The organism is Mitsuokella apri (assembly GCF_051886055.1).
Classification (GTDB): domain Bacteria; phylum Bacillota; class Negativicutes; order Selenomonadales; family Selenomonadaceae; genus Mitsuokella.
This window is the reverse complement of record NZ_JBJEXT010000074.1, coordinates 15,431-27,426: the sequence shown is the minus strand read 5'-3', so window position 1 is coordinate 27,426 and position 11,996 is coordinate 15,431. Positions and strand designations below refer to the sequence as shown.

Below are 11,996 nucleotides of genomic sequence, written 5' to 3'. Positions count from 1 at the left end.
TAGACGAGACTTTTGCATCAATTACCGAGTGCGGTCTCAATCTGCTCTTTTCCCTTCAGTGCCTCTACCCATTCGGATGGAATGGCTTCATAGCCATAGATAATGCCGGCAAGTCCGCCGGCGATGGCCGCGATGGTGTCGGTGTCTTCGCCGAGGTTGACGGCACGCAGGACGCATTCCTTGTAGCTATTGCTGTGCAGCAGGCACCAGAAGACCGCTTCCAAAGTATCGACGACATAGCCGCTGCTCTTGATGGCTTCTTCCGGCAGACGGCGGAAGGCGGAGAGGTTCAACAGGCGATGATAGGCATGCAGGAGTTCTTCTCGGTATTCCGGTTTATCTTGATAGAGGCGGTGCGTTTCCTGAACGCCCTGTTCGATGGCCAGAGAAATCGGCTCGCCTGCCAGCAGCCTTAAGGCCGTTGCGACGAAGATGACGCAGGCAGCCTGACTTCTCGGATGCGCGTGTGTCAGGGCTGAGACATCATGAATCTTTGCGGCCATTTCTTCATTGAGCGTCAGTCCGCTATGTTCCTCGCAGTAAATGACCATCGGCGCAATGCGCATGAGCGAGCCATTGCCGTTGTCGCGCTCGCCCCGTCCGCCGCAGGCAAGCGGCGCGATGCCGTCAACATGGCGTCGGACGGCCATCTGGCTTGTCATGCCGACGTCAAAAACAACGCCAGCCGGCGTGAATTTCTGCTCGTAAAGCCAGCGTGTGAAATTCTTCATGACGTCATCGTAGTCGAGTCTGCCGAGCCGGTTCAGGCTTTCGAGCAGGCAGAGTGTCATGCTCGTGTCGTCCGACCACGAGCCGACTGGCATATGATACGTTCCTTCACCCCGCATTTCTTTGACGGGGTCTTTTTTTCGCTGCTCTCTTGAGCTGAACTCCACCGGCACACCGGGGGCATCGCCTACCGCATGGCCGTAAATCATCGCACGAATCATTTCTTTGCGCATCGTATATTCCTCTCTTTCTACGCCCTGCAATTTTTCCTTACCATGAAGCCAGAAATCTTCCCGTGATGCTCTCCTTACATGCCTTTATTTCTTCCGGCGTGCCGCTCGCGACAACCCTGCCGCCTTCTTCACCGCCGCCGGGGCCCATATCGATAATGTAATCCGCACTTTTTATAACGTCCAAGTCATGTTCGATGACGATGACGGTCGCTCCTTTGTCAATCAAGGTCTGGAACACCTGCAGGAGTGTCTCTGTATCCTTTGGATGCAGGCCTATGGTAGGCTCGTCAAAGACAAATACGGAATCGTCCTGCTGCCGGCCCATTTCTGAGGCCAGCTTCAATCTTTGGGCCTCTCCGCCTGAAAGTCCGGGCGTTTCCTCGCCAAGTGTGAGATAGCCGAGCCCGAGGTCGCGGAGAATCTGGAGCCTTGACTGTACTCTTTTCATATCTGCACAAAACTCGAGTGCCGTATTGACATCCATAGCCATGAGCTCCGGCAGGGAACACTCTTTTCCTGCCCTGTTCTGCAGCCGTATCTTCTTTGCTTCCTTACTGTAACGGGAACCCCTGCATTCTAGGCACGGGATATTCACGTCCGGCAAAAACTGTACATCCAGTGAAATCTGCCCCGTTCCATCACAGACCGGACAGCGCAGTCTGCCGGTGTTATAGGAAAAATCGCCTGCTTTACAGCCCAGCTCTTTCGCGGCTGCCGTTCTTCCGTATAGTTTTCTGAGCTCATCATGGATATTCGCGTAAGTCGCGACGGTTGAGCGGACATTGATGCCGATTGGCGTGGCATCAATCAGTTTTACATGCGAGATGCCCTCTGCCTCGATTTTCTTTACGTGTTTTGGCATCGCTTTGCCGTTGCAGAGTGCATCGAGTGCCGGCACCAGACTCTCCAGAATCATGGTTGTTTTGCCTGACCCTGACACGCCTGTGACCACGGTAAGTCCTTTCTTGGGAATATAAATCTCCAGAGGCTTTACGGTATGCAGTGCTTCTGTCTGCATAAAAATTTCACCATTGGCAAAAGGTTTTTCCCGCGTGCCTTTTCTTTGGGCATGTTGTTCGCCGCTGAGGTATTTGCCGATGATGGAGGAATTGTTCTTTTCCATATCGCGGATTGTTCCCTCGGCGATGACCGTGCCGCCTTTGGCTCCTGCATCCGGCCCCATTTCGATAAGCCAGTCCGATTCCTTTAGTATCTGCGTATCATGGTCAACCAGCAGGACGGAATTTCCATCCCGCACGAGGTCATGCATCACGTTATTCAGGCCCACGATATTGGCAGGGTGAAGGCCGATGGAAGGTTCATCCAAAACGTACAGCACGCCTGTCGTCCGATTCCGCACAGCCCTTGCCAGCTGCATTCTCTGCCGTTCCCCTGTCGAGAGCGTAGCGGATGCCCTGTCGAGCGTCAGATACGAAAGACCAAGGTCCATGAGCCTTGCAGCGACTTCCAAGTAAGACTCGCAGATATTTTTCGCCATGGGCCTCATGTCCTCAGGCAGGGAAGCCGGCACTTTTTTGACCCACGCGATGGAATCCTTCAGCGTCATTTTGCAGACATCTGCCAGCGAGATGCCCATGATTCTCGGCGCTCTTGCTGCATCTGAAAGTCTCGTTCCGTGGCATTCCGGACAGACATCCTCTTTCAGGAATTTTTCTACGCGCTTCATGCCTTTTTCGTCCTTGACCTTGTTCAGGGCGTTAAGGACCGTAGCTGTCGCGCTGTAGTAGGTAAAATCCAGTTCGACCGCATCCGCCGTCGTGGCCTTCTTTGGCCGGTGAAGAATGTGTTTTTTCACCATCGGGCCGTCGTAGACAATGGCTTTTTCCTTGTCCGTCAGGTCCTTAAAAGGAACATTCGTCCGGACGCCCATTTCCCTGCAGACATCCGTCATGAGCGACCACATGAGAGAATTCCATGGCGCCACGGCTCCTTCCTCGATGGTCAGGCTTTCATCGGGAATCAGCGTACTCCGGTCCACCGTCCGGACCATGCCTGTTCCCCCGCAGCATTTGCAGGCGCCGCTCGAATTAAAGGCCAAATCCTCGGCACCGGGCGCTAAAAAATGCTCGCCGCACACTGGGCAGACAAGGTCCTGCATCAGGGCTACCTTGAAGCTCGGCTCTACATAATGGCCATTCGGGCATCTGTGTGAAGCCAGTCTGGAAAACATCAATCGCAGGCTGTTCAACAATTCTGTTCCAGTGCCAAAAGTAGAGCGGATTCCCGGGACACCGGGCCTTTGGTGCAGGGCAAGTGCTGCCGGTACGTAAAGCACCTCATCCACATCCGCGCGGGATGCCTGCGTCATCCTTCTTCTCGTATAGGTCGAAAGGGACTCCAAATACCTCCTCGAGCCCTCTGCGTACAGGACGCCAAGGGCAAGGGAGGACTTGCCCGAGCCCGACACGCCGGCAATGCCGGTAATGCCATGAAGCGGGATATTTACGTTAATGTTCTTGAGATTATGAACCCGCGCACCTCTTACTATGATGTTTTGCGGCTGTTCCGTTATGTTCATCATGAACGCAACTCTTTTCTTTTACCGATTTGCACCGTCTCACACATGGCTGTCATTTTTTGAAGTCATGGTGACAGCATGCCATGGATTCAAGCGCCTTCAAATAAACAGGCTTTACCATCTGCGTAAGCCAGACGCCATTTTCCGACAGGAAAAACGTGCAGCCGTCACGCAGCATGGCTTTGGCATCTACCTCGTAAATCAGGATAGGCCCTTTCTTCTGGCGCCGTCCAGCCACGCGTTTGGCTGTTTCGATATTCGGCGAAAGATGCACATACAGGCGGTTCATCGGCAGGAGTCCCTTTTCCTCAATGCTCATACGGTTTGGCTCAATCGTGCCGTGATAGAGCACTGCAGGCGGCACAGCTTTTTTGAGTTCGACATCGACAGGAATGGAATGCCCCTGTCTGGCGCGAATTTTTGTCCTGTCCTCGTTAAAGGCAAAGCGTTTCTTATCATTATAGAGGACGATGCGCTCAAGTTCCTGCATGGAACACTCCGTACCGTGCGCAGACAGGGCCTGCAGCATTTCCCTGACGTCAGCCCAGCCGTGCCTGTCGAGCCGGATGCCAATCTGCTCCGGATGATGGCGCAGAACACAGGCAATTTTGCGGCTGTGCCTGACTTCCTGCGAAGTTAATTCGTCGTTTTCCATAGATTTCCATCCCCCTGCCGGCCACTGTCCGTCCGTGCAGACTATTTTTTCTTAGCGGCCTTTGCCGCTGCTTTTTCCTGCTGTGCCTTTTCCCATAGTTCCCGTACCGATGGCTGCTTGTACGTAGAATCCGCAAGCATGAAAAGCTCTGGATAGTTGCCGGCATTGACATCGGCAGAATTGTCGCCTTTTATTTTATGCGCTTTGAAAAATGCATCCCGGTCAGTCGGCAGGACAGCAGCATTCTCTTTGCTCTTTATGACAGGCGCAATGCTCACATCGCGTTCTTCCCCCGCTGACGTGCGAATATGGAATACTGCCGGTTTTTTCATCTGCAAAAGTTTCAGCTGCAGTTCATTGGGCTTGTACCAGGCCACGTTCTCGCCATTCAGAGACAGAAGTTCGTCCCCTTTTGCCAAAGCAGGGAGATCCTCGCGCACGGAAGCCACGAAGAAACGGTTGCCCTCGCCTTTTTTATGAGTCATGTTCAAGGCGAAGCCGAAGTCCGCGTAATCATTAAAGGCCTTGTAGGCATCGTTCAAAAATCCATCCCACTGGTCATCAAGAAAACGCCAAGTCGAAGTCAGACTCACGATGTCATCGTCGGCCTGCATCATGCCAGTCGTATAAGATGCTCCCTGCCAGCGGTCGTACCTCTCCTGGTCTTTCATCAGCGCCAGCATGGTACCGCCGTTATACGGGCGTGTCTCAAACGTAATCAGCGGCAGTCCATCGCCAAGCGGTCTGCCGGAAAACACGACGATATCCGAATCCTTTTTATGATAATAAAAATCAAAGTTCTCGTACAGAGCCTTGCCAAGCTTGTCTTTCAGCAGAGACTGACGATGGAGAAACAGCCATGCCTGCACCTGCGTCGGAGAGACATTCGGCAAAAAGATGCGCGGTCTGGCGTCACGGCGGACCGAATCCGACGCTTTTTCATCACGGATCACGCCTTCGCGCAAATAACTTTGCGGCCTGGCCGCTAAGAGTCTGCCAATGGCCTGTGTCGTCTTGCCCTTGCCTTCCTGTTGCCAAAGGACTTTCCCTTCCTCATTGACCAGCTGGAATTGATACGACTTCGCCCCGGCGGCCTGCTGCAAAGCTGCTTCGCTGACAGAGTACTGCCCCGAAAAAATGTCGGCTGCATGCATATCGGCTTCACTGCCCACTGGTGTCAGCGGAATTTCCTGCCCGTCCGCGAGCAGGCGGGCGTGAATCGGTCCCTGCTGCTTAGCCAGTTTGCGGCTCTGATCCCAAAATTCGAAATAATAGACAGCTGCACTGCCGTCTGGTCTGTATACCTTGAGCAGCGGCACGTCTGGGCCTGTTACAAAAGCGACATTTCCGTCCGGAGACTTATGGGCAAGAACATTCGTGCCCAAAGGAAACATCCCCGACGCCTCAACAGAGCCGGCTAGAAAGACACTGGCCAGAACAGCCACCCCTAAACTTTTGCGAAAATACATTGGCAATCACGCTCCCTCTACTGTCGGACTGCAAAACTGTTCAGCCTCTTTGCGTTCAGTGGATGGATACATGTGCAGATAGAGTCTGCAGGCTGTGGTTTGCTAAAATTCGTAGTGTGTCCACATGCTGATAATCTTTACAGCCTTGTCTTCCTGATACACCTGATACACTAATCTGTGCTGTATATTGATTCTCCTGGAGTATGCTCCTAAAAGATTTCCCTTTAATTTCTCGTATGGCGGCGGATTTTGAAAGGGATTTTCTTTTATGACTGCGATTAATTTTTTTGCTTTGCTATCAAGGTGTGCTGCCTTTAGCTTTGGTATATCTGCTGCAGCCTGCTTTGTATAGTAGAGTTTCCACATCACCACTTCACCGCATCTTCGTCAAGGCATTCAGTTAAAGGTGTGTTAAGACCATCCACTATTTTTTTCTGCATGGCAGGATTCGTTGAGAGTTCCAGCGTAGCAAGCATATCCCTGTAATCTTCCTCGCTCAAAAGAATCGCATTCCCCTGTTTCCCTGTAATGCATACGGGCTCATTGTATTCGACCGTCTGACTTAGCGTCTGATAGATATTCTTACGAAATGTCGTTGCATTCATGATCTGCATAATATCCCCTCCCTATACGTACATTATAGCGTACATAGTGTAGAGCGGCAAGATTTTTGAAAACATCTCCTTTTTCTATGCGTATCATTCATCGGTTATAACTGATAAAATTCTTATTATGTATAAATTTAACAGTTATAATTGTTAAAAAATAAAACATCGGTCAGACAAATCCATTGACTTCCTTCCAGAAGCAGGCAATGCCTCACGGTGTCGATTTTCTGCAGGCGTCCGGTGGCCGTGATATAGGTTCCGCCATCAGCCGTCATATCCTGCTGAAAATAGGTGATTGTGACCTTCGGATGCTTCTGAATTCTTGCCATGAGTTCCTGCATTCTGCGGTCGAGCTGCTCTTTTTCATCGTCGGACAGCTCGATGCGCTGGACGAGCGGCCGCGTGGATTCGGCGAGGATATCGTCGTAGCCGGTCAGAGCGGCAAAGGGTGAAAACTGGGCTGCTCGCTTTTCGCGCGGCATTTGCGGATGATGCTTGGAGACGGGATGCGGCAGGTTGATGATATCATCGTAATTTCTCTGCTCGCTCATGCCTTATGACCTCCAATCTGCCCGTTGCGCTGAATCATCGTCGCGCCTTCCTGCAGGTTGGCGGCACGCAGCAGGGAGTTCTTGCCGTATTTGTCCTTGATGGCCAAAATGGCTTTCTGTATCTTTTTCTCACGCTGCTCGTCTTTTGCTTCCTGCTCTTTTTGCCTTGCCTCGGCCTGATAGTCACGGAAAAGGTCCATTTCCTCAGCTGCCGGTGCTTTTTTCGGGATATCTTCTTCCCGCATGGTATGGTTGGCTACAATCGTAATGCGGCGCACAAGCAGGTCCGGATTGGTGATCTTGTCGAAGAGTTCCATCATTTTCGCCAGCATCAGGCGGCCTTGAGGACGTGTATTTGCCGAGGTTGATGGAGCCATGGGCAGCTTTCGGCACGGTACGGCCGTAGCGGTCGACGTGGACGGGGCCTCTATAGGCTTTGTGGCCGGCTTGATTCTTCATATTTTCGATATCATAGCCGACGGTCAGGATGAGCTGGTCGGCGACGAGCTGCTTGGCCACGAGGTCGAGCACGAGCTGGTCCGTCATTTCCCAAGTCACGAGACGGGCTTTTTCGTGCGTGTACGGCTCCTGCAGGACCTGCCCCGAGCCGAGGCTGTGATTTTCCGGTTGATAGGCTTTGATATCGGCCAGCGTGCAGGGCTCCCAGCCCCAGGCGTGGTCGATGAGGAGTTCGGCATTGACGCCGAACATTTTGTAAAGTAAATCTTCATTATAATAGTCCGATTTTTGGCCGAGGGAACAGCGGGCAATATCGCCCATGGTGCGCAGTCCGACTTCCTGCAGCTTTTTGGCATAGCCCTTGCCGACGCGCCAAAAATCCGTCAATGGCTCGTGATGCCAGAGATTTTTGCGATAGCTCATCTCGTCGAGCTCGGCGATGCGTACGCCGTCTTTGTCTGCCGGCATATGCTTGGCCACGATATCCATGGCAATTTTAGCAAGATACAGATTCGTGCCGATGCCGGCCGTGGCCGTGATGCCCGTTTCGTCGAGGATGTCCTGAATGATTTGGCGGGCCAGCTGATGGGCCGTGATGTTCCGGTACTTCAAGTAATTCGTCACATCGATGAAGACCTCGTCAATCGAATAGACGTGGATGAGCTCGGGCACGACGTAGCGCAGATAAATCTGGTAAATCTGCGTGCTGTATTTCATGTAAAGGGCCATGCGCGGCGGGGCGACGATGTAATCGACGGCAAAATCCTTGTGAGCAGCGAGTTCCTCCGCATCTGACGATTTGCCCGTCAGCATCCGACGCGGTGCAAAGAAACGGCGCCTGCGATTGACCTCTTCCACGCAGCGAATGACCTCAAAAAGACGCGCACGCCCCGGAATGCCGTAGGCCTTGAGAGACGGCGATACGGCAAGGCAGATGGTCTTTGCGGTGCGTGTCGGGTCAGCGACCACGAGATTTGTCGTGAGAGGATTGAGATTCCGCTCACGGCATTCCACCGACGCATAGAACGATTTGAGATCGATGGCAAGATACGTAGGCATGCGTTCACTTCCTTTATATATCTATATATCGGCTATATCGACGACCACCCGGCAGGGCAGTCCCGTCATATCCGCATAACGGACCGGATACGTGCTGACCCTGCCCTGTCCGCCGGCCTTGACCACATCTCTCAAGCTGCAGAGATTTTCCACGATGAAGACACCGCGGTCCGCACAGTACTGATCCGTCGGCTTATGTTCCTTGCCGTTGCGCACGCCGGAAAAATCCACGCCGATAAGGGAGATTTTTTTGCTCAGCAGGGCATCAATCAGCTCTTTTGACAAGCAGGGATGCGTACCGAGGTAAGCTTTTGTCCCATATCCCTTTGCCTCGATGAAGCCGGAATAGAACCCGACAAACATATCGGCCTTCACTTTATCAAGGTCGATATCGGAAGTCGTCACTTCCCGGTCCCGAATATCGCTGATATCAAAAAATATGCCCTGCCGCTCCACATACTCAAGCGGGAAGGCCTTGTCCATCACATCAATATGCGTGCCGAAATGTTCCATGTTGAATTTATGAAGACTTCTTCGTGCATCATCGACTAGTTCTGGGGTTATTTCCAAGGTAATATCAATCTTCATATGCTCATAACCCTTCCATAAATATAAAATTACTTCATTTCACCCTGTCAGTCCGATTGGTAATACCTTGGGATACTTTGTCGAAGAGAATCAGTCCGCCTTTACGCGAATAGCCCGTGTCCCACAGGACCGACAAATCCAGCCACTGCCATTGACCGTAGGTGACGACTTTGACCAGAAAAACATCGCTGAAGTTCTGATACCCCGTCAGCAAATACCAATGCCAGACATACGGCTCCATCAATGGATTTTTGTGGCGAAGAGTCAGGCAGGGAATCGGCATGCCCTTGTCAATCTGCTGACAAATGATAGCCTTTGTATCTTCGAGAGATTCTTTCCCCGGCCACGGCTGCAGATGCAGGATCGTATTTCCCCGCTCCTGCAGATAGCCGGAAAAACCATCAATATACGTTTCAAGTTTGTCGATACCTGTAGGCCGCGGATAGAGATACGGCTGCATATCCTGCTCTGCAAAGCGGATGTAATCGGCCTTGGTCACATGATTGGCATCATATGGGTACAGCTCCATCATGCCATGGTAACGTGTCAGATAGATGCAGCAGTCGCACGCCCTGAAACTCCCCATGGCTAAAGCGAGGGGGTTCTTGAGTACGTACATAACTTCCCAATATCCTCGAAAGGATATCGGACTGGCTATGCTTCCTCAAAAATTTCACAGACAAGCGTTCCATTGAACGCATTAGCGTCTGTCCGGCCCGTTTCAAGACCGGATACCTGAAATCTGTTTTATATTCCAATACTGCTCAGGTTATGGTTTCCGAGCAGGCGGGTTACTTCTGCGTTGTGCATCTGGATGAAATCAGGGAATCTGCGGTTGCATTTCTCTAAGTCGAAGGTTTTTAAATCGGGATTGACGTTCTGAATCAGGAACGCGCTGTACATGTCCCGCTGGATTTTCAATCCAGCAATGAGGTTCCATCTCTGGGACAGCTTCTTCTTTTTGTACGTTCCTTCAACGTGGTTGAACTGGGAAGCTCTGGCTTCCCGCGTATCAATCTTGATGAGGGTGCGTCCAAATTCTTGGAGCTTGCGGTTGAGGATACTGAGAAGCATGGCTGGTGCCCGATTCGCTAGGGATTTGCCGAAGCGTTTCTTTCGCTTGAACCTGCCCTTCTCGTTCTTCTCGGTCTTGGCGGAGCGCCTTTGCAGGGCTTTGAAGTTCATGTCTTCGACATAGAAGGTATCGCCGAGCGTGAGCAGGTGGTTTGCTAGGAGCTCATGCTGGAGCTTGCGGACTTCCCGCTGCTTGCGGTAAGTCTCTTTGAGTCTTGCAAGAACCTTTTCATAACGCTTGCTGCGGTGCCATATCGGACGGTTTCCTTTCGCGTGCCGGACTGCTGTCCCGTCTTCATGGAACTGGTCGGGATTGGTTGCCCTGCGGCTTCGGTCCAGTTTTCGCAGGAGGCGATGCCGTTCACGCTCGTAACCTTGTGCCTTGTCTGCCAGCTCCTCGATGCGGACTTCCTTTTCTGAGGCATACGCAATGGTGGATGTGCCGATGTCGATGCCGACGTCGCCCTTGCCGAGCAGATGAACGAAAGTGCCATCGGACTTGTGCCGTTTGGCTGGTTTCCTGCCTTTGAATACGACCTGCAGGTAGTACTTTCTTTTCCCTCGGACAGATTCCCGAAGGATTCGGCAATAGGCAATGGGCATCTTCAAGGCTTCCATCTCATAGGGATTCTTTTCATCGACCAGTACGGGCATCCTGAGATTCGACCAGATGCATTCCCTGCGTTCTGGCTTGAAGAGGATTCCCGTGGTATTGGTCTTGCCTTCAAGGGAATTGAGCTGGCCGTATTTCTTGAAATGGATGGCCTTGCTCTCTCCTTTGAACAGTTTCTCGAAGGAGCGCCATACGCTCAGGGAAAGCTTCTGCGCGAGGTGTGCGCCGATATGCTTCTCGAAGTGTTTACGGATTGGCGTGATCATCTTGGAAAGGCCGTACTCCGTAAGTCCTGCTTCGCATCTCAGACGGTTGATCTCGGCCCAGACTGGCTTATCGTGTGCTTTATCGTGATTCAGGGAATCGAGCAAGGCACGATATTTCTTCGTCTTCTTGAGTTCGTTCCAGTGTTTGAGGCTGACGTTTGCCAAGGCATTATAGATCTGCCTGCCGGCTTCAAAGCGCTTATCCATGACATCTTCCTGCCACGGCTCGGTCTTCAGTTTGAATTTCAGCACGAAATGCGGTGCAGATGCTTTGCTTGCCATAGATGCAGCCTCCTTTGGTTTCTCCCTTCATTATAGCAGAATGCTTTTTCGAGGGCAGCTGCCAAAGGCTGCTGTAAAACGGATTTCAGGTATGAAATTTTAAGGGAACCCTCTGGCTTTTCAGCCATGCGATTGGGAGTTTGTCGTTCATATCGGGGCGCTGCTCCCGATACAGTTCTCTTATGAACTTCTTGCAGTCTCCTGCAAGCACAGACTATATCTTGTTCCTCTGCGCTGCACGCAGTAGGGTCTCATCCACTTCGGGGCGCTTGCCCCTACTTCCCTCGGGAGGAATAGTCGTTGAACTTTCTCCTGTTCGGAGCTTAGCTGCTGATTGCCCATTGTGCGATTCGGTGTTTAGGATTTGACCTTGCACCATCCAAGTGATTCTTTCTACTTTCGCCACGTTCACGTTGGCCTTTCTTTCAGGGCTGCGTTGTCGTTCTCTTGGCTTTAGGGGATTCCAGCAATTCAGATGCTGTCCTGTCCATGTCTTGGCACGGCTCTACACGCAGATTACTCTACGTGCTGATTGATTGCGTTACGCGCCTATCCCTATAGCTTAAGCTAAGGGCTTGCGGCGCGAAGTTAATCGGTCACGCCGCATCTAACGAAGGGGGTCGATGAAATGTGCAATCTGAGTGAGGGCGTTGAGAAACGCGGCGAACATAATAAAGCTGTGGCTTCCGCGCGTATCATGATAAAAAATGGGGAACCAAAAGAAAAAATAATGTTATACTTGGGGCTTTCGGAAGAGGAAGTTGATGCACTTATGCAGAAGGTAATGGAACTCATGAACGGAAAGAGTGCATAAGACAAATGATACCTCTTTCGTAACCAAATGGAAGATAATGGCAGTTGCTATCATTTA

At 51.8% G+C, this 11,996-nt stretch carries 13 protein-coding genes; 1 reads left to right on the top strand and 12 read right to left on the bottom strand.

Going from position 1 to position 11,996, the window contains the following annotated elements; genetic code table 11:
* Positions 1-17 precede the first annotated feature (17 nt).
* From ACI4OH_RS11565 to ACI4OH_RS11510, 12 genes are all read right to left on the bottom strand, one after another.
* Positions 18-962, bottom strand: coding sequence for an ADP-ribosylglycohydrolase family protein (locus tag ACI4OH_RS11565; RefSeq protein WP_439784773.1), 945 nt, complete (start codon positions 960-962; stop codon positions 18-20).
* A gap of 37 nt (positions 963-999) precedes the next feature.
* Positions 1,000-3,504 (bottom strand): excinuclease ABC subunit UvrA, encoded by a 2,505-nt coding sequence (locus ACI4OH_RS11560; RefSeq protein WP_439784772.1) that lies wholly within the window; start codon positions 3,502-3,504, stop codon positions 1,000-1,002.
* Positions 3,505-3,553: 49 nt separating this feature from the next.
* Positions 3,554-4,156 carry an RNA 2'-phosphotransferase gene (locus ACI4OH_RS11555; RefSeq protein WP_439784771.1) on the bottom strand — a complete coding sequence of 201 codons (603 nt, stop codon included), beginning with the start codon at positions 4,154-4,156 and terminating at the stop codon, positions 3,554-3,556.
* 41 nt (positions 4,157-4,197) lie between these two features.
* Positions 4,198-5,625 (bottom strand): M61 metallopeptidase family protein, encoded by a 1,428-nt coding sequence (locus tag ACI4OH_RS11550; protein ID WP_439784770.1) that lies wholly within the window; start codon positions 5,623-5,625, stop codon positions 4,198-4,200.
* A gap of 102 nt (positions 5,626-5,727) precedes the next feature.
* Positions 5,728-5,991, bottom strand: a complete 264-nt coding sequence (locus ACI4OH_RS11545) for a Txe/YoeB family addiction module toxin (protein WP_432647666.1) — start codon at positions 5,989-5,991, stop codon at positions 5,728-5,730.
* The gene (locus ACI4OH_RS11540; RefSeq protein WP_432647667.1) at positions 5,991-6,239 is read right to left on the bottom strand and encodes a type II toxin-antitoxin system Phd/YefM family antitoxin; all 249 of its coding nucleotides are present in this window, start codon (positions 6,237-6,239) and stop codon (positions 5,991-5,993) included. The genes ACI4OH_RS11545 and ACI4OH_RS11540 overlap by 1 nt, the downstream gene beginning before the upstream one ends.
* A 128-nt stretch (positions 6,240-6,367) precedes the next feature.
* Positions 6,368-6,784, bottom strand: a complete 417-nt coding sequence (locus ACI4OH_RS11535) for a YolD-like family protein (protein WP_432647668.1) — start codon at positions 6,782-6,784, stop codon at positions 6,368-6,370.
* Positions 6,781-7,029 carry a hypothetical protein gene (locus tag ACI4OH_RS11530; protein WP_439784769.1) on the bottom strand — a complete coding sequence of 83 codons (249 nt, stop codon included), beginning with the start codon at positions 7,027-7,029 and terminating at the stop codon, positions 6,781-6,783. Before ACI4OH_RS11530 ends, ACI4OH_RS11535 begins: the two co-directional genes overlap by 4 nt.
* Positions 6,989-8,302 carry a Y-family DNA polymerase gene (locus tag ACI4OH_RS11525; RefSeq protein ID WP_439784768.1) on the bottom strand — a complete coding sequence of 438 codons (1,314 nt, stop codon included), beginning with the start codon at positions 8,300-8,302 and terminating at the stop codon, positions 6,989-6,991. Before ACI4OH_RS11525 ends, ACI4OH_RS11530 begins: the two co-directional genes overlap by 41 nt.
* 21 nt (positions 8,303-8,323) lie before the next feature.
* The gene (locus ACI4OH_RS11520) at positions 8,324-8,890 is read right to left on the bottom strand and encodes a cyclase family protein (RefSeq protein WP_432647670.1); all 567 of its coding nucleotides are present in this window, start codon (positions 8,888-8,890) and stop codon (positions 8,324-8,326) included.
* A 34-nt stretch (positions 8,891-8,924) separates the two neighbouring features.
* Positions 8,925-9,509: an OTU domain-containing protein gene (locus ACI4OH_RS11515; protein WP_439784767.1), complete on the bottom strand. Its 585-nt coding sequence runs from the start codon at positions 9,507-9,509 to the stop codon at positions 8,925-8,927.
* A gap of 128 nt (positions 9,510-9,637) precedes the next feature.
* A complete protein-coding gene (locus ACI4OH_RS11510) occupies positions 9,638-11,125 on the bottom strand; it encodes a hypothetical protein (protein WP_435721907.1) in 1,488 nt (495 codons plus the stop codon).
* A gap of 628 nt (positions 11,126-11,753) precedes the next feature.
* On the opposite strand from ACI4OH_RS11510, the gene ACI4OH_RS11505 reads away from it, so the two are divergent.
* Complete coding sequence (locus ACI4OH_RS11505; RefSeq protein ID WP_432647673.1) at positions 11,754-11,939, top strand: hypothetical protein; 186 nt, start codon at positions 11,754-11,756, stop codon at positions 11,937-11,939.
* The last annotated feature ends 57 nt before the right edge of the window (positions 11,940-11,996 follow it).

Excerpts from the sequence above, each read along its gene's own strand:
- ACI4OH_RS11565 (WP_439784773.1), bottom strand. The coding sequence starts at position 962 with ATGCGCAAAGAAATGATTCGTGCGATGATTTACGGCCATGCGGTAGGC.
- ACI4OH_RS11560 (WP_439784772.1), bottom strand. The coding sequence starts at position 3,504 with ATGATGAACATAACGGAACAGCCGCAAAACATCATAGTAAGAGGTGCG.
- ACI4OH_RS11555 (WP_439784771.1), bottom strand. The coding sequence starts at position 4,156 with ATGGAAAACGACGAATTAACTTCGCAGGAAGTCAGGCACAGCCGCAAA.
- ACI4OH_RS11550 (WP_439784770.1), bottom strand. The coding sequence starts at position 5,625 with ATGTATTTTCGCAAAAGTTTAGGGGTGGCTGTTCTGGCCAGTGTCTTT.
- ACI4OH_RS11545 (WP_432647666.1), bottom strand. The coding sequence starts at position 5,991 with ATGTGGAAACTCTACTATACAAAGCAGGCTGCAGCAGATATACCAAAG.
- ACI4OH_RS11540 (WP_432647667.1), bottom strand. The coding sequence starts at position 6,239 with ATGCAGATCATGAATGCAACGACATTTCGTAAGAATATCTATCAGACG.
- ACI4OH_RS11535 (WP_432647668.1), bottom strand. The coding sequence starts at position 6,784 with ATGAGCGAGCAGAGAAATTACGATGATATCATCAACCTGCCGCATCCC.
- ACI4OH_RS11530 (WP_439784769.1), bottom strand. The coding sequence starts at position 7,029 with ATGCGGGAAGAAGATATCCCGAAAAAAGCACCGGCAGCTGAGGAAATG.
- ACI4OH_RS11525 (WP_439784768.1), bottom strand. The coding sequence starts at position 8,302 with ATGCCTACGTATCTTGCCATCGATCTCAAATCGTTCTATGCGTCGGTG.
- ACI4OH_RS11520 (WP_432647670.1), bottom strand. The coding sequence starts at position 8,890 with ATGAAGATTGATATTACCTTGGAAATAACCCCAGAACTAGTCGATGAT.
- ACI4OH_RS11515 (WP_439784767.1), bottom strand. The coding sequence starts at position 9,509 with ATGTACGTACTCAAGAACCCCCTCGCTTTAGCCATGGGGAGTTTCAGG.
- ACI4OH_RS11510 (WP_435721907.1), bottom strand. The coding sequence starts at position 11,125 with ATGGCAAGCAAAGCATCTGCACCGCATTTCGTGCTGAAATTCAAACTG.
- ACI4OH_RS11505 (WP_432647673.1), top strand. The coding sequence starts at position 11,754 with ATGTGCAATCTGAGTGAGGGCGTTGAGAAACGCGGCGAACATAATAAA.